The organism is Shewanella electrodiphila, assembly GCF_023283985.1.
GTDB lineage: Bacteria > Pseudomonadota > Gammaproteobacteria > Enterobacterales > Shewanellaceae > Shewanella > Shewanella electrodiphila.
This window is the reverse complement of sequence record NZ_JAKIKU010000003.1, coordinates 284228-307916: the sequence shown is the minus strand read 5'-3', so window position 1 is coordinate 307916 and position 23689 is coordinate 284228. Positions and strand designations below refer to the sequence as shown.

The window sequence follows — 23689 nt, the reverse complement described above, 5'->3', positions numbered from 1 at the left end:
GCTATTGTCACTTGAATTAGAGGCATAAAAAAGGGAAAGCAGATGCTTTCCCTTTGGCTTTAATAGACTAAAACGTTACGCTGCTTGTATTTGTTTCGCAACAGCTGCCGTTTTTGCTTCTAGTTCTTCTGAGTCGAAATCATCAACGTTAATTGATTTCAAACGCCCAACTTCAGCTCTTTCGAGTAATGCAACTTCAGCATCGCTTAACACGCCAAGTGCTTTACCTTCTGCAGCAATTTTATCTAACCACATGAATGGTAGACGTTTACCTGCTGCTTTACATACCTTGTCATACAATGGCTCTGAAGCCAGAATATCCAGTAAGGTTTGTTCTTGAATACCCACTACGTTGTGCTCTGAAGGCGTCCAGAATTGGCCTTGACCTAAGCGGTCTCGGCTGGCACACGGAGTTTGCATAATCTTTGATACTTTATGGTCCAGTACATCACTAGGACGCTTAAGAGGGCGACCAAACGGGAAGATAACAGCACGTAGTGCAAAACCTAGTCCCATAGGGAAGTTATCTAATAAGTCATCTAATGACGTTTGTAACTTATAAAGTGAATCTTCAACCGCCCATTGTACTAATGGTAAGTCTTCAGTTAAACGACCTTCGTCTTCATAACGTTTAAGCGTTGCTGATGCTAGGTATAGCTGACTTAATAAATCACCTAAACGTGCTGAAATACGTTCTTTACGTTTTAAGTTGCCGCCTAAAGTGGCCATTGCCAAGTCTGACAATAAGGCTAAGTTAGCACTGAAACGGTTCATCTGCTGATAGTAACGTTTTGTTTTATCGCTATATGGTGATTTAGAGAAATGACTTGATGTCACACCCATCCAGAAGCTTCTAACAAAGTTAGACATGGCAAATCCGATATGACCGAAAATGGCACTATCAAAGTTACTTAGTCCTTTGCCTGATGTGGTATCAAAAGCGGATTCCATTTCAGCAAGTACATATGGATGACAACGAATCGCACCTTGACCGTAAATGATCATCGAGCGGGTAAGAATGTTTGCACCTTCAACAGTAATTGCAATTGGCGCTGCTTGGTAGCCGCGACCTAAATAGTTATTCGGGCCAAGACAAACACCTTTACCACCGTGGATATCCATCGCATCGATAACACACTTTTGCATTCTGTCGGTAAGATGGTATTTAACGATGGCAGAAATAACCGATGGCTTTTCACCTAAACCAATCCCTACAGTCGTAAGAGAGCTTACAGCGTCCATAAGGTAAGCATTACCACCGATACGTGCCATTGGCTCTTCGATGCCTTCTAACTTACCAATAGGAAGCTTAAACTGACGACGAATACGTGCATAAGCACCCGTTGCGAGAGCTGCAGTTTTAATGCCGCCAGCCGAATTTGAAGGTAGAGTAATACCTCGACCAACCGATAAACATTCAACCAGCATACGCCAGCCTTGACCAGCCATTTCTGGGCCACCGATGATGAAGCTTAATGGTACAAAGACTTCGTTACCGCGAGTTGGACCGTTTTGGAACATACAGTTCAGTGGGAAGTGACGGCGACCTGTTTCAACACCTGGAATATCCGTTGGGATAAGCGCACAAGTAATGCCTAAATCTTCAGTATCACCTAATAAGCCATCTGGATCGCGTAGTTTAAATGCTAAACCTAATACAGTAGCAACAGGGGCTAGGGTGATGTAACGTTTGTTCCATGTTAGTTTCATACCTAACACTTCTTCGCCCTCAAATTCCCCTTTACATACCACACCAAAATCTGGAATGGCGCCTGCATCACTACCAGCTTCTGGGCTAGTTAATGCAAAACAAGGTACTTCTAAACCTTTTGCAAGGCGAGGTAAGTAGTGGTCTTGTTGCTCTGGCGTTCCGTAGTGCTGCAATAATTCACCAGGGCCTAACGAGTTTGGTACACCTACTGTTGAAGCAAGTTCACTACTTAAACCAGCAAGTTTTTGTAATACACGTGATTGAGCGTAAGCAGAATATTCAAGACCACCGTATTTTTTCTTGATGATCATGGCAAAGAAACCTTCGTCTTTCAGGTATTGCCATACTTCTTGGGGTAAGTCAGCTAACTCATGAGAAACTTGATGCTGGTTAACCATTTTACACACAGTTTCAACAGGGCCGTCTAGGAAGGCTTGTTCTTCTGCAGTCAAACGCCCTTTAGGGTAATTGTGCAATTTATTCCAGTTTGGGTTACCGGCAAATAAATCTGCTTCCCACCATGTGGTTCCAGCTTCGATTGCTTCTTTTTCTGTTGAAGACATTTCAGGCATGATGCCCTGATAGACTTTAAGCAATGGACGTGAAATGAAGTTTTGGCGAAATGATTTTACGTTTAGCGGTAGTGCTAAGACTAAAAAAACAATCCATGCCACGATACCAACAATATCTAATACGCTGCTAATCAGCATGACGACTGCAGCGGCGATGGTAGCCGTGAGTAGCGATACTCGCATATAAGTGGCTGCGCCGAGCACTGCGATCATGGCGATGATCCAAGTCAGGGTAGTCAATGTCTTTCTCCTTAAAGCATTCAAAAATTGAGCACTTACAAATTAATGATCCTATTCACAGAAGTGACTTGTGGTCAGACCTCTATCACATAAAATTAAACCTTACTGCACACGATTACAAGTTTTTTCAAACAATTGTTTAAAATATTTTCTACAATAAAAATATCCCAAAAATGTTTTGCACTAGGTACAATAGTTATTAGATAAAATTATGACTTATAAAACTTTTTAAGGCGTTTCCCCATGTGTGAGTTATTAGCGATGAGCGCTAACGTTCCAACTGATATTGTGTTTAGTTTCACAGGCTTAGCTGAAAGAGGCGGTGTCACTGGTCCTCATGTCGATGGCTGGGGAATTACTTTCTATGAAGGCAAGGGTAGTCGTACTTTTAAAGATGCTTGTCCAAGCAGTGAATCACATATTGCCAAATTGATTAAATCTTACCCTATCAAAAGTGAGATAGTGGTTAGCCATATTCGTCAGGCTAATCGTGGTTGTGTGTCACTTGAAAATACCCATCCTTTTACCCGTGAATTATGGGGTAAGTATTGGACATATGCTCACAATGGTCAGTTATCTGATTATCAAGAAAAGTTTGTTGTTAATCGTTTTCAACCGGTTGGCGATACAGATAGTGAATTAGCATTTTGTTGGATTATGGAACAAGTGTTAGTTGAATTTGGCCCTAAGCAACCTGAAGATATGAATCAGGTGTTTACATTCATAGCTGGGTTAGCCGACGAAGTAAGAGCCCTTGGTGTGTTTAATATGATTTTGAGTGATGGGATCGATTTAATGACCTATTGCAGTAATAACTTATGTTACATCACCCGCCGTGCACCTTTTGGCAAAGCAAAGTTAATTGATACCGATGTGGTTATTGATTTTGATAAAGAAACCACACCGAACGATGTGGTCACTGTAATTGCGACTAGACCACTAACTAAAGATGAAGAGTGGCATATTTTAAAACCGGGTGAATGGAAGCTATTCAGACAAGGTGAGCTTCAGGCCTGCAACTAATTGTAGATATTATCTTGAACTCTTTGTGATAGAAGAAATATCTTTGTGATAATAAAAAGTGACAGTCGATAATCGACTGTCACTTTTTTTTGGTTAAAACTTAATTACTTGGACATTGAGCAAATGTAGATTTAAATCTACAAATATTAGTACCAGAACGTCTGAAAAAAACCTTACTATTATATGGGGTGTTTCAAACACCTGCTTTATAGTCTATTTAGTAAAAGGTACAAGTGTTTCGTTTTCTATAGGCTCTAAAAATTGATAATTATCTATTTGTATATCGAGCTGTTTACTGCCTTTTGAGAAATGGCTTAACCTTATTGGTAAGTAGCCTAAATCAGGTGCCATCCAAAAAAATGTCTGACGTTTTTTGCTGGTTCTGACGACTTCAATTTTAATGGTGTCGTATGAGCCACTTTCAAGTGTCATTAATTCTTTACCAACAATCTTAAATTCGTAATCATCTAACTCTTTTTCTTTGACCATGGTGTAGTGCAATTTTTCTGGAGGATTGTACATATCCATCCTAAATTGCAGTTGCACCATTAATGGATCGAGAATGTTGTTTTCGAATGTTAACTTTTCGCGCTCGTCTTTATATATAGTATGAATAACACCTTGCCCTTCAGCGAATACCGTTTGTTCACTATAGTCGCTACCGGTTCCTGAGCGTTTGCTCATGTAGCGGATAGGTTTTAATTTACCCTCAACTAATTGAAACTCGCTGCTAATATTACGCACATCAGACAACATCAATAAACTGACATCGCTATCGAAACGATATTGATAGTAACCATTATCTGAGGCTGGCAGTTGATAACGAGCCTTGCCTAAATGAATACTGCCATAGTAAACATTATATTCAGCATTGTGAGCAGCAAGGGGATTGAGGTAGTCAGATGAATGTTCTATTTCTGCGTCTGTGGCAATATTCTGTGTGTGTTTATCTGATTGTTGTGCTGTGGTGACAGGGGATGTTTCGGCATTAACGGGTGAAAAAGGCTGCAGCAATAGGGCTGCCATTACTACTGCAGTTAATGAAGTGTTATTTGTCGTAGTAATATTCGAGAAATCGGATAATAATTTAACCAAAGCAGTACCTACGTAAGAGAGTTAAAAAGGTAACGATAAAACCAATGTCGCCATATCGGGTTTCCATTCAAATTTTGACAGTGAAATTTTGCCTTTGTTCACTTCAATTCCTTCTGATCTTAGTCGCTCTTGTTGGTTTTGGAAATTAATCGTGTTGAGTTTAAAAGATATTTTACCTTGGCTATTGATAACTCTATGCCAAGCTAAGTTTAAATGTGGTGGTGCTTCTTGTAGTGCTCGAGATACATAACGAGCACGACCAGGAAGTCCTGCTAAATCTGCAACTTTGCCATAGGCAAGTACATTTCCTTCAGGGATCATGTTGACGATAAACCAGATTTTTTGTTTTGGCGAAAGCGGATTCATTCAATAATCATCACAGCAAAAACAACAGCATAATCTATCAGTTGCTTGATAGGAATCTTTGCAAAGTTAAAGTGACGTTTTATTTGAACAGAGCATTTAAATCACGGCTAAATAGATACACAAAAAGTGTGACAATGCGCCAGCGAGTACAAACAAATGCCATATAGCGTGGTTATACGGAATGCGCTTATTAATGTAGAAAATGACACCTATGCTGTAAAAGGCTCCGCCTGCTAATAGCAGATTAAAACCTAAATCTGTCATACCTTTGATGAGATCATTCATAACCGTAACGCATAACCAGCCCATAACGAGATATAGGATGACACTAAAGGCTTTGAAGCGGCCGATAAAAAGTGTTTTGAATATGATGCCGCCCAGTGCAAGTATCCAAATAGCAGCCAAAACAATATTTGCTTGTTCCCCGTCTAAGCTAATCAGCATAAGGGGAGTGTAAGTGCCGGCAATTAATGTATAAATGGCACAATGATCAGCCATTTTAAAACGTTTTCGCCAAAGTTGTGATTTGCTTGAATGGTATAAAGTTGATGCTAGAAATAGTAAAACGATACTGAGACCGTAAATTCCGATACCAAACATCTCAGTGGTATTTAAATGTGTCGATCCTTTAACTAACATTGCCACCATGGCGACGAGGCCTGCTAACACACCTATTCCATGGGTGACACTGTTTGCTAGCTCTTCAGTCGCACAATAGTCAGACTGAGAACATGAGTTAGTTTCAATTTTGGGAGCCACATTTAACTCAAGAGACATCTTGGTATACAACTTAATAAACTAATTGGAAAATTAGAGTAACAGCTTAAATTGTAAAACACTAGATTTTTAGCGTACATGTGTAAGCTAAATTTAAAAGTGTATTATTTCAGTTTGTTAACAAAGTATTATGTGTTTTATGGTCTTCTCGATGCTTTATTGAACTAATTTAAAGATTGAGTATCAGATAATATTCAGCGATTAAAACAGTAGTGAATACTTGTAGTGGATGCCTGTAGCATTAGCCTTTAGAGACAGCAGCTGTAAGCAGAGTTTAGGTTGACCAAGACTAGACAATCAAACCAATGCTTTATTAATCGCTTGATAAATCGTGTTAACACGGACATTTTTTAACACTAACTTTTTTACACTATATGCGATAAAGCGTTATAGCGTTTTATAATCACCAAGGCGATAGGATGCGCTAAATGACCCACAAGCATGAACCTAAACTTTTAACAAAAGAGCTATCTACTTCGTCGTTAGCTGCTGTAAAGGATAGTGCTTCATCAAAACAAAACTCGCCCCATGCAAATTTTAATGAAGAGATTAACCTAAGCGAATCTACAAATTTCAATCAATCTTGTTCAGAAGATATTCAAAGTCATATTATTGCTAGCGATGCCGTTTCTCAATATGTAAATGATAGCGATAACATTGAGCTTTCTGAATTAAACTTGTCTTTAGCCTTAGCAAGCCAAAACCGCAACGAATCATTAAGTTTTGATGAGCCATTTCAACTTGATGAATCTTTTAAATTAGATAGTAAAATAACTCGTTCAAATTATTCATCCGCAAAAGATATTGGTACCGTTTCTAAATTTAAAACGATAAGGAAATCGTTAACTCCAACCGTGTTTATGGTAGCAATTGCTCATATTTTAGCTTTTGTTATATTGCTGGTTCTTGCTGGACAGACAGTCAACATTTTCGTAGAAATTGCCACCTCGAAACAAGAAAATCAAACTGAAACGAAAGAGATCAATGCTTATTTTATTACTGCTGAGCAGTTAGACAGCCTAATCAATCAAGATACGTCAGCCTCAGACGTGAATGAAACCCAAATTGATCACACAGCTACTGAACCACAAGATAACGCCATTACAATACAAGATGCAGTCAAAGAGGAAGTCATAGAGGAACGAGTTGATGATGCAACAAGTGTAGAAACTAAAATCAATACTGTTAATTTACCTGAAATGAATTCATCTGATAACCAATTAATTGAAGTTGAAAAAATCAATAAAATCAGTGCGATTGTTGAGGTAAAAGAAGATTTTAATTGGGCAAATGTAGACAGCATGTATTTACAGCAAGAAAAGGATGATGATGTAAGCTCTCATTTGTTTAAAGACACAAAATTAAATCAACACTTATTTACAGGAACAAATGCAGTTAAGCATCAAGTACTGAAAAACTTAAATCAGCAAGCGCTTAATACTTTAATTTCACAGCAAGCTCATTTAGCGACCTCAAAGAGTGGGGCAAGTTTAAGCGAGCTCACGCCTGAGATGTTTGATATTGAAATTATTGAGATTGAAGACAAGCGACAAGCAACCACACTTGACCATAGATTAGACCCCAATAGAATTATGAAACATGGGGAGACATGCTATCGTATTGTGCCATTACCTACACAAATTAATCCTCATGCAGAAGGTCTAGGTTTTGCTGAGCCCTGTGATAGTGCAAAAATGAAGAAAGCCTTGGGGAAGGCAATTCAAAATAGATTATCTAAAGTGCAATTACCTTAAACATTTGCTGACTATTTATCCATTTTTGAAACCAATCATTGCTTTTTCTCTTAATAATAATTCACTTAATATATTAACTTTATTATACAAAATTATTATTTCTATTTAATATCAATTATTTGTCATACGAATTAATTTGATTAACTCTTGTGTTTGCCTGACTTTATTTCACTTGTATTTTATTTCATTAGCTGAGTATACTGCTTGCATCTTGTCGGAGTGCCTTATGGCTGAGACCGTTTATTCGGGATCCGTTGAACCTGATCAGGTTAAAACCTGCGAAGGAAACAAGCAGTTAATTTGCTATTTCTTCTTATTGTTTATGTTCAATTTAATTCAGCAAACGTTGAAATTGATGTTGAAACATATAGTGTGATTTTGATTGTTCTTTACCTTTAGAATGACCAAAAATACAAAAAGAGTATCCAAAATTTATGGATGTTTTTTAAACATGAAATGCAAATTACAGAGTTATGTATAACTCGCTCGTCATCAACACACCTCTCCAGACAAGCAACTCTATTTCATTAATTTTGAGGTTGCTAATGTCAAATCGTCGTCAAACCCGTGAACAAGCCCAGGCTTTCATTGATACGTTAAAGCCGCTACAACACCCTAATTCCGAGAAAATATATTTAAGCGGATCCCGTGAAGATTTATTAGTCGGTATGCGCCAAATTCATCAGACAGACACCATTTTAGGTGGCAGCGACGATGCTCCAGTTACAGAGAAAAACCCGCCAATCAAAGTGTATGATTGTGCAGGTGCTTATTCAGATCCCGATGCTGAAATTAACGTTCGATTAGGTTTAAACAAATTTCGCGAAAGTTGGATTGATGAACGTAAAGATACCGAGCAACTTGCAGGTGTGAGTTCTGATTTTACTCAGCAACGATTAGCGGATGATGGCTTGGATCATTTACGTTTTGAAGCGTTAGTTCCCCCAAGGCGTGCTAAAACGGGTAGGTGTGTTACTCAAATGCACTATGCTCGCCAAGGTATTATCACACCAGAAATGGAATACATTGCCATTCGTGAAAATATGGCGCGTGAGCAAGTTACCGATGAAATACTGACACAAAAAGCACCAGGTGAAGCCTTTGGCGCAGTGATTGGACAACCAATTACAGCTGAGTTTGTTCGTGATGAAGTGGCTCGTGGTCGTGCAATTATTCCATTAAATATCAACCACCCAGAAGCTGAACCCATGATCATTGGGCGTAACTTTTTAGTAAAAGTAAACGCGAATATTGGTAATTCTGCGGTGACGTCATCAATCGAAGAAGAAGTCGAGAAATTAGTCTGGTCTACCCGCTGGGGCGCGGATACGGTTATGGATTTATCAACTGGCCGTTATATTCATGAAACGCGAGAGTGGATCATCCGAAATTCACCAGTACCCATTGGCACGGTGCCGATTTATCAAGCGTTAGAAAAAGTGAACGGTGTTGCTGAAGATCTTACATGGGAGGTATTTCGCGATACCTTGATTGAGCAAGCAGAGCAGGGCGTTGATTACTTTACTATTCATGCTGGTGTGTTATTGCGTTATGTGCCGATGACCGCCAAACGGTTAACTGGTATCGTTTCCCGTGGTGGTTCAATCATGGCGAAGTGGTGCTTAAGCCATCATAAAGAAAGTTTTTTATATGAACATTTCAAAGAGATCTGTGAAATCTGCGCCGCTTATGATGTGTCTTTATCTTTAGGTGATGGTATGCGCCCTGGCAGTATTGCCGACGCGAATGATGAAGCACAATTTGCAGAACTCGAAACCTTAGGTGAATTGGTAAAAGTGGCTTGGGAATATGATGTGCAAACCATCATTGAAGGTCCTGGTCATGTGCCAATGCAATTGATCAAAGTGAATATGGAAAAGCAACTCGCCCATTGCGATGAAGCGCCATTTTATACTTTAGGCCCACAAACGACGGATATCGCGCCTGGTTACGATCATTTTACCTCAGGCATTGGCGCTGCAATGATGGCTTGGTATGGCGTTGCTATGTTGTGTTATGTCACGCCAAAAGAGCACCTAGGTTTACCCAACAAAGAAGATGTTAAACAAGGTTTAATTGCTTATAAAATTGCAGCTCATGCAGCAGATGTCGCCAAGGGGCATCCTGGCGCTCAAATACGTGATAATGCATTGTCAAAAGCCCGTTTTGAATTTCGCTGGGAAGATCAATACAACTTAGGTTTAGACCCTGATACAGCCCGCGCTTATCATGATGAATCTTTACCACAAGAATCTGCCAAAGTCGCCCATTTCTGTTCTATGTGTGGTCCCAAATTTTGCTCAATGAAAATCACACAAGAAGTCAGAGAGTATGCAGCAAAGCAAGAAAAACAAGCACAAAGTGCAGGAACAGAGCAGCTAGTATCGGTTGTGGATGCCAGCGAATTTAAAGCGAAACAAGTTTCAGATGCTAATGCTGAAAAACAAGTCGTTGACGTTAATGCGGCGATGGCGAAGAAGTCTTCAGAATTCAAAGCCACAGGTTCAGCACTATACCACGCCGTATCTGACAAACCGCTTGTCACTCCAGAGGCTGAGCTTGAAGAGCTTGAGGGGTAAGCATGCAAAGGCCATACGACCTTAAAAAAGTGCAAGCTAAGCCCGTGCAAGCTGGGCAATTGCAAACTAAGCCTATCGTCTGGACCATAGCAGGTTCAGACAGTGGCGGCGGCGCGGGTATTCAAACTGACTTAGCAACCATAAACGATTTAGGTTGTTTTGGTTGCAGTGTCATTACCACTATTACTGCGCAAAACTCAGTTGCAGTTAATTTAGTCGAACCCGTTTCAGAGGCGATGCTAGAAGCACAATTGACGGCGCTCTATGACGATTTACAACCTGCAGCAATCAAAATTGGACTGATTGCTAATCAGCAGCAATTAAATGCAATTGCTTGCTGGCTAAATGCTTTTAGACAGCGAAATATCGCAAATCAGACTGTGCCGGTGATTGTTGATCCTGTCATGGTGGCCAGCTGTGGTGATGGTTTAAATCAAACTGACGAATTAGATTTTAGCCCTTTTAAAGGGCTGATGACGTTAGTGACACCTAATGCTGCAGAGTTATTTAGGCTAGAAGGTTTAGCTAACATAGCCAATCCCCACTCTAAAGTCGGTTTTCATCAAGCTGCAACAGCGTTAAATCAACTCTTATGTTGCAATGTGCTTGCAAAAGGTGGTGATGCCGAACCATGGCAAGGGGAAACTGCTAGTGATCTATTTGTATGTCAGCAGGTTAATGGTGTCAGTGGATCACATCAATACCAACAGTTTTGGTTAACTTCTCAACGAATCGATACTGATAATAATCATGGCAGTGGTTGTACTTTATCAAGTGCTATTGCCTGTTTTATGGCATATGGTTATGTGCTGCATGATGCGATTGTGATGGCCAAAGCTTATGTGTCAAAAGGCTTAATAAACAGCGTACAATATGGCCAAGGTACGGGCCCAGTTGCTAAAACAGGCTGGCCTGAAGATATTAGTTTATACCCATCTATCAGCCTTTATTATGATCACCAGCCCTATGATTTATTTACTTCAACCACGCAAAGTGGTTGCTATGACAATGGTTTTCCCCAGTTATCACAAGAGATTGGAATTTACCCTGTCGTAAATGATGTCGTGATGCTCGAAGCACTGCTTAAGGCTAACTGCACCACAGCTCAATTACGTATTAAGCAGTCAGACAATTTACTACTTAAGGATATTGAGCAACAAATTCAACAAGCAATAACGTTAGGGCGAGACTATAACGCGCAAGTGTTTATTAATGACCATTGGCAATTAGCGCTAAAGCATGGTGCTTTTGGAATTCATTTAGGCCAAGAGGATGTTGAATTGGCTAACCTGGACTCGATAAAAGAGGCTGGTATTGCGCTGGGTTTATCAAGTCACAGCATCTTTGAAATCTTATTAGCTCATCAATTAAAACCGTCTTATATCGCACTCGGGCATATTTTTCCTACCACTACGAAAGTGATGCCATCAGCACCGCAAGGACTGGCTAAGTTAGCGCATTATGCTGCTTTGCTTAAACCTGTTTGTCCAACGGTAGCAATAGGTGGGATTGATAAACATGTGCTCGATGCTGTTAAAGCAACAACAGTGCGCAGTGTTGCTGTAGTAAGGGCGATTACTGAAGCTAACTACCCTGAAACGGCATTTAAACAACTGTCGCATCAGTGGTTCAGTGACAGTACTGGTATTAGTACTAAAAGTCAGTATGAAAAAGAGCCTAACGACAGTAAATATACGATCAAAGGGAACAGTGATGATGAGTAAACTAACGGATAAACAATATATCCGTTATTCAAGTCATGTGTTGTTGCCTGAAATTGGTGAACTTGGTCAGCTTAAGTTATTACAAAGTTCAGTGTTAATTATTGGTGTTGGCGGGCTGGGTCATGCCGTGGCTCAGCAACTGGCTGCGGCAGGCGTTAAACATATTACTTTAATGGACGATGACACTGTTGAGCTTTCAAACTTGCCAAGGCAGCTGCTGTTTAACGAGCAAGACATTGGTCAGCTTAAAGTTAACATTGTAAGGCAGAAACTGAGTACTGCTTATAGCGATTGTAAAATCACAGCCGTCTGTAAACGCTTCACAGCTGAAGACTTTTATTCAGTTGATTCAGTCAATTCTGTGGACTTAGTATTTGACTGTACAGATAACTTTGCTTCGCGATTATTGATTAATCAGGCGGTGGTAAATGCAAAAGGCGTGTTGATCAGTGCTGCGATAAGTGGGGCAAACGGTCAGTTATTCTGTATTGCTCATAGCAAGCAGAGCAATTTTCACGGTTCAGGATGTTATCAGTGTCTTTATCCCGATGACTCCAATGTCAGTCAATCGTGTGCCCAAGCAGGCGTATTAACATCAGCCTTATTATCCATGGCATCGATGCAATCGTTATTAGGACTTAATTGGCTAACAAGTGATGTAAGCCAACGTGATCGATTAAAAGGGCAGTTGCACTTATTTAACGCCCATAACTTACAGTGGCGAAAAGTCACAATGTCACAAGACCCAGATTGTTGTATTTGCACTCCAAGTTGCATTTAGGACAAGTTATCAGTGTAGGAATTGACATGATTACAATTGAATTTAATGGACTAGCTCAAGAGCTAGGTTACAACTCAAGTTTATTACAATTAATAGAGTTGAAAAATCTGAACCCAAAGTCGTTAGCACTTGTGCTTAATGACCAAGTGGTACCGAGGAGTCGCTGGGCGCAGATTGAGTGCCAACATAGTGACAAAATTGATGTTTTCTCAGCTGTAGCAGGTGGTTAACATGCTATCTATTGCCGATCACCAATTTGATTCAAGATTATTTACGGGCACAGGAAAGTTCTCCGACGCTAAGACCATGTTAGCGGCTATTGAAGCCTCTCAGTCGCAATTAGTCACATTAGCGATGAAACGTATCGATCACAATAAAGATTTTGATGACTTACTGACACCATTGCAGCAAATGGGCGTAAAGCTTTTACCGAATACTGCAGGCGCTCGAAATGCTAAAGAAGCCGTATTTGCTGCTGAGCTTGCCAGTGAAATGTTAGCGACAAAATGGATTAAATTAGAAATCCATCCTGATCCTAAGTATCTGATGCCAGATGCGATTGAAACATTAAAAGCGGCTGAAATACTCTGTGCAAAAGGGTTTACGGTTTTACCCTATGTACATGCTGATCCAGTGTTATGTTACCGGCTTGAAGAGGCAGGCTGCGCGGCTGTTATGCCACTCGGTAGCCCAATTGGCAGTAATCAAGGGTTAGCCACAGAACCCTTTTTAGAAATTATTATTGAGCAAGCTAACATTCCTGTAGTGATCGATGCAGGGATTGGCGCGCCATCTCAAGCTTGCAGAGCAATGGAAATGGGCGCAGATGCAGTATTGGTTAATACTGCAATAGCCAGTAGCGCCGATCCGGTGCAGATGGCTAAATGCTTTAATCAAGCTGTTAACACTGGTAGACAAGCTTATCTTGCAGGGTTGGGCAATGTGGAAAAACAAGCAAAACACACCAGTCCATTGACAAACTTTCTGAATTTATGATTAAAGGTTTACCTTACTAATGAGTTTTCTTGAACAGTTTAAGCGGTTAAACCTCGATGACTTATCAATGCGCTTATATAGCACGACGGCAGATGATGTTAAGCGTGCACTCAATCACCCACAAGGTAGCATTGACAGTTTAATGGCATTGTTATCACCAGCTGCTAAACCATACATAGAGCAAATGGCACAACAAGCTTACCAGTTAACAAGACAGCGTTTTGGGGCAAATATCGGGCTATATTTGCCTTTATATCTGTCAAACCTTTGTGCAAATGAATGCGATTATTGCGGCTTTTCTATGAGCAATAAACTAAAGCGCAAAACCCTGTCTGACAATGAATTGCTGGCTGAAATGAAGATCATTAAGCAGCGAGGGTTTGATTCAATATTGTTAGTATCAGGGGAGCATGAAACCAAAGTCGGCATTGACTACTTTAAGCATGTATTGCCCATAGTGAAGCAAGCATTCAGTTATGTAGCGATAGAGGTCCAGCCGTTAACTCAACCTGAATATCAAGAGCTTGTTGAGTTAGGGCTTGATGCTGTGATGGTATATCAAGAAACCTACCAGCCGCATACCTATAGCAAGCATCATACTCGCGGTAAAAAGAAAGACTTTGCTTATCGGCTTGAAACTCCAGATAGAGTGGCTGCAGCTGGCGTTGATAAAATCGGTTTAGGCGTGTTGCTGGGACTGGATGATTGGCGACTTGATGCCTTTGTGATGGGTCATCACTTAGCTTATTTACAAAAGCAATATTGGCGCACTCGCTACAGTATTTCATTGCCTAGATTAAGACCTTGTACTGGTGGCGTTTCGCCAAAAGTGGAACTGACTGATGAAGGTTTGGTACAGATGATCTGCGCATTCAGATTATTTAATGCACAGCTTGAAATTAGCCTGTCGACTCGTGAAACACCTGAGTTTAGAGACAATTTACTGCCGCTTGGCGTGACAAATATTAGTGCAGGCAGCTCTACTGAGCCTGGTGGTTATCAAAATCCACATACTCAACTGGATCAATTTGAAATCAGTGACGACCGTAGCGTTGAGCAAGTGATTGAAAAAATGCAGATAAAAGGACTAAATCCAGTTTGGAAAGATTGGGAGCGGGCTTGGCATTAATTTAACTTTTACGTTCATCATTGTAGTACTGTACAAACTTGTATTCATGGATGATAATTAACCAATTAGTGAGTTAAGTCTAACGTGAGTGTTGTAAATAAATTTATTGTATACACGGTTAGATTTGGGTTTAAAAAGGAATGATCAAATGCAAATACCTTCTGCAATGACTTCAGGAATACAAGGTTTACAGAGTGCCCAAAATGATTTGGCACAAGCAACGACAGCTGTCGCGGCGCCTGAGCCCACTACAACGACTCCAGTTAAAGTTGAACAAGATACCGTTACGTTAAGTTCTCAAGCTGCACAATCAACAGATAAAGTGTCTGCGATCATTGATGCTGAACAAGCAGTGACTCAAGCTCAGGCATCTGCTGAAGTCATTGATGTGGCCTCTGAAAATGTTGGCACTATTATAAATTTATCTGTTTAAAATTCAGAGATGAACGTACAAAGTCAGCCACTTCAGCAAGGGACAAGTTCTCTAAATCGTCACAATACTTCGAGTAGTAAAAGTGTTGTGGCTGATTCTGCCATAAGTAAAACGGTCTCAACTGTCCCTGTAACAAATAAACCCGTTTCAAATGCATTAAATACCAATAATATTAATCATAATGTTCTAAGTCCTGAACTTGTCAGCGCTGATGTTAACGACCATAACGAAACGATCAGTGTTACAAAAAAATCTTCAGTATTGGCCTCATCTTCAAGTTTCAATTCCAGTACAATTCAGTCCAGTTCAATTCAGCCCAGTTCAATTCAGTCCAGTTCAAATTTTCACGCAGGCTCCCTGAGTTCGAAGCCATTAAAAACACAGAGTGTCGTTAATTCAAGTCATTTGAGCCCGCAATTTAATTTGAAAAGTGGACCAGTATCGGTTTTAGGTGTCATTTCATCTTCCAAAACGACAGACATCCAGATTGATGGCCAAGCTAATCAAATCGCTGGTGGTCATTCAAATTCTGTTAACACGAGTTCATTGACCACTTCTGCGTCAGTGAACGCTTTTGAGGATACGACTAATGATGTAACGTCCGGCTTACGAGACAGCGATAAAAGCTTTGCAGCTTCTACGCTGGTGGCGACTGGTCAAAAAGACGCTATTGCTAATGTCGATGAAAATAATAGTACAAACGAAAGTAACAACGACATTCAAAGTGACAAAAGCAAAGCTGAAGCTGAACAAAAGGCGCAAGTAAAACAAGATGTGCAAGATTCACATCAAGCTGAGCAAGAAAAACAACAAGTACAACTTGATACTCAAATTATTAATGAATTATCTAAAAGGGATGCTGAAGTTAAAACCCATGAACAGGCGCATGCAGCTGTTGGCGGAAGTTTTGCTCAAACACCCCAATATACCTATGAAAAAGGCCCTGATGGAAAACGCTATGCAGTAGAGGGGGAAGTAAAGATTGATGTTGGTGTAATAGAAGGTAATGCTCAAGCTACTTTCAATAAAATGCAAAAGGTTTACGCTGCTGCAATGGCTCCGGTTCAACCTTCTACAGCAGACATTCAAGTCGCTAATGAAGCGGTTCGAAAAATGAATGAAGCTAAAAAAGAGCTTGTATCTGAAAGACAAGAAAAGGTGCTAAGCACAGAAGAGTCTCAACAAATCAATCAATTAGCTCAGCAGTTGGATGAGCAGCAATTTACGCCAACATATCCATTTGATCAAACTAATGATGAAGGAAGTGAGCAAGCTAACAATGCGAGTACTTCTCGTATCAAGGATTCAGCGATTAACGCCGCACAAGAATATTCATCTATTAATATTGCCGTATAACACTTCATCACTTTTCAAGTCATTCAAATCAATTCAAACTAATTACATTCAAAGTAAACAAATTTATTAGCTAATATGAATCGTTACCTATTCAACCATCTGATTAATATCATGTTGTAATAATATCAATGACTCTAATAATTTAGATGCAGGCCCTTGTTTATCCCTATTTGGAACCACTAATGAAAGTTGTACCTTACGACTTTTACTGCCTTTCAATGCCAATCTTTGCAGTTCACCTGATTTAATCTCATCCTCAATTAAGTAAGCTGGTGCCCAACAAAAACCAATGCCTGTTTTTAAAATAGTTTTCGCTTCATGAAAATTAGAAACCGTCCAACGTTGTTCTGCTTTTAGCCAACCAGTGTCTGATGCTTTATGGGTTGCTGTGTCTTTAATGACAATCTGTAGATGTTGAGCTAAAACTTGGTCATCAGCTATAACATCGTGCTGAGCTAGTGGGTGAGCGGGCGAGCACACTAGATATAATTCTGACTCACATATAGGCTCTGCAACATGACCTTTAGCGGGGATCCCACAAATGGCAATATCAGCAGTGTTATTTAAAATTAGTTCGTGAGTACCAGAAATAACTGAGTCGATAATCGTTACCCGGGTGCCGCGACTATGGGGCAAAAATGCTTTTAAGGCATCCACTAAATAGTGCAGAGGATAAATGATTTCTCGTGCAATGGTTAAGTTAGGCTCCCAGCCCTCGCCAAGATTGCTCGCGAGTTGTTCGAGTTCATCTACTGTTTGGGTTAAATGTCGTGAACGACGCAGTAATACTTCGCCTTGTTCTGTGAGATAAGCTTTACGGCCTTTAACTTCGAGTAATTGGATACCCAATTGAGTCTGTAGTTTTGCCACGGCATGATTAAGAGATGATTGGCTTTTGTTAAGCTGTTCAGCAGCTTGGGCGTAACCACCGAAATCAACCACAGATTGAATAATTCGCCACTGCTCTAACGTCGATTTAGCTCTACTCATGTTTTAAATTACTCATGCTGGGGTAAACTGCAAAAATAAGGGGTAACAATCGTTACCCCTTAATCATCACTAATATCTTACTTACTTGTTTTTACTCGTGACATTTTTAGGTGTCACTTGTACAGGTAAGTACTTCTTCGTCGCTTTTGTTTCAGCAAGATATGGCCCTTTATGAAGCGTCTCTGGCCAATCAAGTAACATCATGGCTAAAACATTTCTGTGTTCACCCATGACCATATCTGGATTTCCACGTGGTGAAGGGATCAGTTGGTATTCAGAGTTAAACGATGCTGCTATGTGGTTTTGCGTCTTCTTAATGACAGGATGATCACGTAAGCCTGTTAAATAGAAACTTATCCCAACTTCAGAAATAATATCGTCTGTGGCATCGGTAAGGATACGGTCAATGTTGTCATCAAAGTAATCTAAAATCCATTTAAACTCTTTGGCACTTACTTCTTGTTGATAATAACCGCTTGCAGCAAAGATAAAGTGAGTCATGCCATACAATTTATTTCTGAATTGTCTTTTATCTAATTCGTTATCTTTATCATTAGGGTAAGCGGCAATGAAAGCTTGTTTGTAATCATCGACGTAGTTTCCGACTTCAAGTTGTTCTGCCCAATACGCGTAATTGATCAGTTGTGCAGCCCAAGCTTTAATCATCTTAGGATCAGTCAATGCAGGTTTAAGATCATATGCTTTTAATGCCGTAACCATTTTTTGATGGCAAGGACCCATAAAACCTAACTCGTCCGTACGACTGGCATAACGTAATAAAATATCACTATAAAAGATAAATTCTGGGAAGGGCTTCAGTGCTTTCTTTCTCGCTTTTGCACGAGGGCCTTTACCTAATACACTTATTGCTTCACTGGCTTGCTGTTCGATAAACTTAGGCTTATCAATATTACAGGCAAAATAGTTTTGACGTTCAGTAATCGTGATTAAATCTATTAAGGCTGCATTTGTATACTTTTCATCACCCGTCATTCGGTACATTCTTAAACCATAATGCCCTTGAATTCTTGGTGGCAGAGAATACATATTCTGTTCAAGGTTAACCTGTATCGCACTTCTTACTTGTTGGTGTGTTAATGGTGTTGCGGTTGATTTTGGGTCATCGGCAGCGAAGGCTGATACCGAAGATACTATAAATGATAAACCAATTAAGCACGATAACGATTTACTTTTGCAAGTGGCCAGCATTGAAGGCTCTCCTGATGAGTGAAGATGGATCATTGGGTGGAGTAAGTATAATGAACATTTGCTCCATTAGGGTTAAATTATCTTCATTAACCACCAAAATATCAAAAACTTGACGTTCTGTTACTGAAGATTTACTAGATTCGAAAATCATACTAACAAGGCTTTGATGCCAAAGAGGTAAATAATAGTTAACCCCTTCATTTGCAATACCATTGAAGCTAAAAGCTAAATCAGTAGCGTATTGCCACTCTTGATTGAAGCTATCTTTAAAAGCCATTGATAACTGTTGTTGCTTTGAGGGCTCATTCAAATAGAAGTCAATAATAACTTTGGAACGTATAACACGTAATTGCCGACGATAATCTTGAACAACTTGCTCGCGTTGAGATAATACAGAATCGTTTTGCTGGCGTAGGTATGCAGACAGCCAATATTGCCCTAATAAATGGTTATCAGCAGATTTTCCCTGTTTATTAATCAGATAAAATTTATTACCCCGTGCTAAACCTGTAACAGCTTCTGCAATTGCATTAATCAACTTATTTGCTTGTCTTTTATTAGAGATAGTTTCTGAATAACTGATGCTTGCTTGTGCAAATTGATGTCCGATCACGGGATAACGAATAACATGGGCGTTAGTCTGACCTGTTGGGCTAACAAACAATTCTCCGAGTAGACGTTGTTGGTGCCATACACGATAAATTGTATTTTTAACGCCATCTCTGGTGTTAGTGCGGTTTGTATCGCTTGTTTCAACTGTTTTAGTGTCGGTTATGTCACTGAGATTCAATGCTTCTATTCGAATCCCCAAATTTTCTAATTGAGTAAATACTCGAGTAAAAATCTCATTTGCAGACTGAGGTCCAGAGTAGGGCTGGTGAGGTAATGAAGCAAGATGTTGCCCAATGTTCCAAGGTGCAAGGTTAATATTACTTGTTTGTTGCTGTAAATATTCATTAAGTGAAGCGGCATTGAGTATTTGAGTGTTAAGTGACTCGAAAGCCGTTGCTTGCAAAAGCTGCTTAATGATATCTAATGACGCCGCATTTTTATCTTTTGCTCGTGATTGGTAAGCAAGCCAAGCATTTTTTCTACATTGTTCGTTAGGTTGTGACATTAAGTATTTAGCTAAACTGACATCCAGATTTGGCTTGGTGGTTTTCAACATTGAATTGGCAGTCGGTGTGTCTGAGTTATGGCTTGTTTGAGTCGGTAGCTGACAGGTTTTATCGTTGAAAACCATAGCAATATGCTGATTTGTTAAATTTCTTCTGATGGTTGCCTGGGCATTATGCAGTTGTGATTTGGTATTAATATCGAGCTGACGCTGTTTAACCTTAGTTAATGTTTCAGCCAAAGAGGAATAGGGGGGCTGTGATTGCGACAGATTCATTATTAACTGATCAAGTTTTGGTTCTAAAAGTAGTGTTTGTAATTCGTCAGCTAAATGTAACTGACACATTAATATGCTTTCTCGTTGGCTATTAATGGCCAAATCACGATAGTAATTTAAACGATCATTAATGTTATTAAGGCCTAGGGTGAGCTGCTCAAATTGAACGGCCTGTTGGGAAACCGACCGAGTTAAGTCTAATTCAGATAGCGAAGGCTGGTAACGCAAGCATTGTTGGATAAACAGGTTTAGAGGGTTGGCAACTGCGGGAGCAGTTGCCAATAAACTAAAAGTTAGGGTTGCTGCAAAAATGTTTTTTAGCATAAGCGACACGTTCTTCCACTGATAACGTCGGCCCTTTCAGGCTTTCTACGTGTTTAAGTCGGTCTAAAATTCCTTTTCCGTTCGCTGTTTGAATTGCTAATCCTGGTCGTGCATTTAACTCTAACAAAAGAGGGCCACGGACTTTATCTAACACCATGTCAGTGCCCAAATAGCCTAATTCACACATTTCATATGCGCTTGATGCGGTATGAAGTAGCACGTCCCAATTAGGTACTTGGATTTGAGAAAGTTCATAATTGGTATCAGGATGCCTAAGCACTGGCTTATCAAACTGAACCGCATACAAACTTTTACCCGTTGCAATGTCTAAACCGACGCCCACAGCACCTTGGTGTAAGTTTGCTTTACCGTCTGAAGCCGCTGTTGAACAGCGAAGCATGCCCATTACTGGATAGCCTTTAAAGACGATAAGACGAATATCAGGTACACCTTCGTAACTAAAACCGTCAAAAATTGGGTCAAATTCAATTAAGCCTTCGACTAATCCAACATCAGGTATCCCACCCAATGAGAACAGGCCACTTAAGATATTAGACACATGGCGATAAACTTCATTTGGCGTTACTTCATCGCCATTAGGTTTGTAATAACGGCCATTTTCAACATGGGTAATAACCAGAATACCTTTACCACCAGACCCTTTAGCAGGTTTGATAACAAAGCCAGTTCTGCCTAATACCATTTGTGGTATTTCGTTAATTTTATGCTGTTCTTCAACAACACCAATTAGATCAGGTACTGCAATATCATTGGCTAAAGCTAACTGCTTAGTAATGAGCTTATCATCTACGCGTTTATAAAATTTGCGTTGATTGTACTTACCAATGTAATCGATATTGCGCTTATTCATATTCAATACGCCATTTCGACGTAATTCCCAAGGCCAAGCGTAATTCTTCATTACTTATCCTCAGCCAGTGGTTTAAAGCGTTTTAACTCAGTTAGGCGATAACCTGTGTATTGACCCATTACCAGTACCATAGCCAAAATAACTAAGTGAATGCCAAGGAAGTTAAATACCCAATGTTGGATCCAACTGTTACTCATAGCAAGGTAAGCTAATGTGGCGACAAATAAGCTACCACCACCAGACATAAATACTGACTTAGGACCTTCTTCTTCCCAAAGGATAGACATACGCTCAATGGTCCAAGCAAGAATAATCATAGGGAAGAAGGTAATCGTTAATCCTTCACTGAGTCCCAACTTGTAAGATATAAGCGTGAACAACCCAATAATAAATATCACCACAATAATCACCGCGGATATTCGGGATATGAGCAAGAGATTGAGTTGCGATAAATACGAACGAATCATTAATCCGAATGCGACAATCAGTAAGAAACCGATTAGACCAGTCAGTAAAGTGGTTTGAATAAATGCCAATGCAATCAGAACCGGCATGAAAGTACCAGAAGTTTTGATACCAATGATGACCCGAAGGAATACAACAACTAACACACCGATAGGGATGAGTAAGATGCCTTTAAAGGTACTTTGTTCCTCAAGGGGTAGCTGGTAAAGCGAAAAGTCTAACGAATCAGTGTTCATCATCATGTCAATAGAAGTCGCTAACGCAGAACGAGTTTCCTTTAACATTGAAAAATTAACTTGTGAATTACTACCGCCAATGACATCAAGTACAGACATGCCGTTGTGTTGCCATAGTACTAAGTTATCTGGGCGACCTTGCTTGTTGTTTTCTACATCAAATAAAATCCATTCACCATCTTGGTAGACTTGAACGTAAGGATTAAGTTGTTGACGACGACGTTGATCTTCTAGCATCAAGCCACTAACTAACTTGGCTGGAACACCTTTTGATTGAAGCATTTGCACAAAAAGCTGAGTTCGTGAATTAACTGATAATAGTAATGCAAGGTTTTGCGATTGGTTACTATCATTAATTACATCCATTAACTGTTGAGCATAAGAAATGTTACTCGCACTTCTTTCCCATACTTGGTTAATGATTTGTTCAGCTGCACCACGTTCAGTAACTTGCCATAAAAACGGCTCTGGGGTGACTGGCTCTTCATCTGCATCAACTTTTAGTTGGCCAGTAGGCACTAATGTCACTCGATAGTATAAAGACTGACGACCAGATGCTTCACGAATTGACCAGACCGCGCGGCGGTCTTCGCCTTCAGAAATATTTAATCCATAACCGGCAGATGTAGCATTTTCTGCTAACACATCAAATGCAGGGTCTTGAGGTAGAGAAAGCGAGGCTTCAGCTGGCTTGCTAGTACCGTTGAACATTACTTTTGCTTCAACAGACCAACTTTGAACTTGTTTGCCTGGGAAAAAGGGTACGTTGTGTTCAACGCTGCGGTAAATACTTGCGCTGATCCCTGATATGAATAATAGGGCTACAAAGATAAAAAATGGCTTACGAGAATGCATTTGAATTCCTATTTCGCTTCTTTAGTCGATTCTGTTTGTGGTTTTTTGCCATGAACATAAATTTGTCCAACATCAACTACTGCAATGTCTTTCATAAATTTACGGCCAAGAAGTAGCGGGAACTCAAGGTGACTTCGGTCGGTTAAGTTCAAGTCTGTTTCGGCAGCATATTGACCAATTTTTAAATGAGCATGAATCACAGGACGGCGATCGTCAGGTAAATCAGCATCTTGTTTGATACGAACAAAGCGCTCGACTTTATGCTCGAAAGTATTGCCAGGTTGCTTTTCACCGTTGGTCATCACATCAAATCTAACCCATTGAACACCGTTACGCTCAAATAACACAATGTTACGTGCATCTAATGAAGATGACTCTGCACCTGTATCGATGCGGGTTTCAAATGACGCTTTTAACTCATCAACATATACATGCTCAATTTCACCTAAGACTATTTTGTCTGAGACAACTGACTCTGGACACTGTGGTGGCTCACTTAATTGTGCAAGTGCTGCAGCATCATCATTCATTTTTTTAGATTGTTTTGCTAATGCATCAGTAATTTGTAATTTTAGGTCGTTGACTTCAGCACTCAAGGTTTGCATTTCAGTAGATGAGTGAGCACATTGAGCATTTATTGCCTCGATAATCGCAGTTTGTGAAGTTGCAAGATTAGCACTCAATTCCTCACTTCCAACGGGAGTGATTTTCGCACTTGATGCACAGCCTGATATTAATGCGGCGGTGACGGTTAAAATAAATACCTGCTTTAACATGACAATTCCTGTTTTCTTTAATCTAAGCTAATAC

Annotated in this window: 20 protein-coding genes and 1 riboswitch; of the genes, 10 read left to right on the top strand and 10 right to left on the bottom strand. The window is 39.9% G+C overall.

Annotation, left to right across the window (positions count from 1 at the left end):
* Positions 1 to 75: 75 nt before the first annotated feature.
* Entirely contained in the window at positions 76 to 2523 is a 2448-nt protein-coding gene (fadE, locus tag L2737_RS07345; RefSeq protein ID WP_248955302.1) for an acyl-CoA dehydrogenase FadE, read from the bottom strand.
* A gap of 243 nt (positions 2524 to 2766) precedes the next feature.
* Between fadE and L2737_RS07340 the strand changes: the two genes are divergently transcribed.
* Positions 2767 to 3546: a class II glutamine amidotransferase gene (locus L2737_RS07340; protein ID WP_102526083.1), complete on the top strand. Its 780-nt coding sequence runs from the start codon at positions 2767 to 2769 to the stop codon at positions 3544 to 3546.
* Positions 3547 to 3759: 213 nt separating this feature from the next.
* Here L2737_RS07340 and L2737_RS07335 read toward each other — a convergent pair whose 3' ends face one another.
* The 3 genes from L2737_RS07335 to trhA all read right to left on the bottom strand — a co-directional run bounded on the left by L2737_RS07335 (position 3760) and on the right by trhA (position 5784).
* Positions 3760 to 4641 (bottom strand): DUF3108 domain-containing protein, encoded by an 882-nt coding sequence (locus L2737_RS07335; protein ID WP_248955301.1) that lies wholly within the window; start codon positions 4639 to 4641, stop codon positions 3760 to 3762.
* Between the two features lie 21 nt (positions 4642 to 4662).
* On the bottom strand, positions 4663 to 5007 hold the full coding sequence (locus L2737_RS07330) for an MGMT family protein (RefSeq protein ID WP_102526082.1): 345 nt from the start codon (positions 5005 to 5007) through the stop codon (positions 4663 to 4665).
* Between the two features lie 96 nt (positions 5008 to 5103).
* A complete protein-coding gene (trhA, locus tag L2737_RS07325; protein WP_248955300.1) occupies positions 5104 to 5784 on the bottom strand; it encodes a PAQR family membrane homeostasis protein TrhA in 681 nt (226 codons plus the stop codon).
* Positions 5785 to 6212: 428 nt separating this feature from the next.
* On the opposite strand from trhA, the gene L2737_RS07320 reads away from it, so the two are divergent.
* The 9 genes from L2737_RS07320 to L2737_RS07280 all read left to right on the top strand — a co-directional run bounded on the left by L2737_RS07320 (position 6213) and on the right by L2737_RS07280 (position 16536).
* Positions 6213 to 7538 carry a hypothetical protein gene (locus L2737_RS07320; protein WP_248955299.1) on the top strand — a complete coding sequence of 442 codons (1326 nt, stop codon included), beginning with the start codon at positions 6213 to 6215 and terminating at the stop codon, positions 7536 to 7538.
* Between the two features lie 205 nt (positions 7539 to 7743).
* Positions 7744 to 7842, top strand: a riboswitch (TPP riboswitch).
* Between the two features lie 241 nt (positions 7843 to 8083).
* Positions 8084 to 10117: a phosphomethylpyrimidine synthase ThiC gene (thiC, locus tag L2737_RS07315; protein WP_248955298.1), complete on the top strand. Its 2034-nt coding sequence runs from the start codon at positions 8084 to 8086 to the stop codon at positions 10115 to 10117.
* Between the two features lie 2 nt (positions 10118 to 10119).
* Positions 10120 to 11841, top strand: a complete 1722-nt coding sequence (gene thiE, locus L2737_RS07310) for a thiamine phosphate synthase (protein WP_248955297.1) — start codon at positions 10120 to 10122, stop codon at positions 11839 to 11841.
* Entirely contained in the window at positions 11831 to 12622 is a 792-nt protein-coding gene (locus L2737_RS07305; RefSeq protein WP_248955296.1) for a HesA/MoeB/ThiF family protein, read from the top strand. Before thiE ends, L2737_RS07305 begins: the two co-directional genes overlap by 11 nt.
* Before the next feature lie 26 nt (positions 12623 to 12648).
* Positions 12649 to 12852 (top strand): sulfur carrier protein ThiS, encoded by a 204-nt coding sequence (thiS, locus tag L2737_RS07300; protein ID WP_102526076.1) that lies wholly within the window; start codon positions 12649 to 12651, stop codon positions 12850 to 12852.
* A 1-nt stretch (position 12853) separates the two neighbouring features.
* Positions 12854 to 13618, top strand: a complete 765-nt coding sequence (locus L2737_RS07295) for a thiazole synthase (RefSeq protein ID WP_248955295.1) — start codon at positions 12854 to 12856, stop codon at positions 13616 to 13618.
* 19 nt (positions 13619 to 13637) lie between these two features.
* Positions 13638 to 14747 carry a 2-iminoacetate synthase ThiH gene (thiH, locus tag L2737_RS07290; protein WP_102526074.1) on the top strand — a complete coding sequence of 370 codons (1110 nt, stop codon included), beginning with the start codon at positions 13638 to 13640 and terminating at the stop codon, positions 14745 to 14747.
* Positions 14748 to 14895: 148 nt separating this feature from the next.
* Positions 14896 to 15180, top strand: a complete 285-nt coding sequence (locus L2737_RS07285; protein WP_248955294.1) for a chemotaxis protein — start codon at positions 14896 to 14898, stop codon at positions 15178 to 15180.
* 9 nt (positions 15181 to 15189) lie between these two features.
* A complete protein-coding gene (locus L2737_RS07280) occupies positions 15190 to 16536 on the top strand; it encodes a putative metalloprotease CJM1_0395 family protein (RefSeq protein WP_248955293.1) in 1347 nt (448 codons plus the stop codon).
* An 87-nt stretch (positions 16537 to 16623) separates the two neighbouring features.
* On the opposite strand, the gene L2737_RS07275 is transcribed toward L2737_RS07280, so the two are convergent.
* The 6 genes from L2737_RS07275 to L2737_RS07250 form a co-directional block, all read right to left on the bottom strand.
* Entirely contained in the window at positions 16624 to 17526 is a 903-nt protein-coding gene (locus L2737_RS07275) for a LysR family transcriptional regulator (protein WP_248955292.1), read from the bottom strand.
* A gap of 81 nt (positions 17527 to 17607) precedes the next feature.
* Positions 17608 to 18735: a DUF3541 domain-containing protein gene (locus tag L2737_RS07270; RefSeq protein ID WP_248955291.1), complete on the bottom strand. Its 1128-nt coding sequence runs from the start codon at positions 18733 to 18735 to the stop codon at positions 17608 to 17610.
* A complete protein-coding gene (locus tag L2737_RS07265) occupies positions 18713 to 20452 on the bottom strand; it encodes a hypothetical protein (protein WP_248955290.1) in 1740 nt (579 codons plus the stop codon). The genes L2737_RS07270 and L2737_RS07265 overlap by 23 nt, the downstream gene beginning before the upstream one ends.
* Positions 20415 to 21374, bottom strand: a complete 960-nt coding sequence (locus L2737_RS07260; RefSeq protein ID WP_102526068.1) for an alpha-L-glutamate ligase-like protein — start codon at positions 21372 to 21374, stop codon at positions 20415 to 20417. The genes L2737_RS07265 and L2737_RS07260 overlap by 38 nt, the downstream gene beginning before the upstream one ends.
* Positions 21374 to 22879 (bottom strand): UUP1 family membrane protein, encoded by a 1506-nt coding sequence (locus tag L2737_RS07255; RefSeq protein ID WP_102526067.1) that lies wholly within the window; start codon positions 22877 to 22879, stop codon positions 21374 to 21376. Before L2737_RS07255 ends, L2737_RS07260 begins: the two co-directional genes overlap by 1 nt.
* Before the next feature lie 8 nt (positions 22880 to 22887).
* Positions 22888 to 23655 carry an ATP-dependent zinc protease family protein gene (locus L2737_RS07250; RefSeq protein ID WP_102526066.1) on the bottom strand — a complete coding sequence of 256 codons (768 nt, stop codon included), beginning with the start codon at positions 23653 to 23655 and terminating at the stop codon, positions 22888 to 22890.
* Positions 23656 to 23689 lie beyond the last annotated feature (34 nt).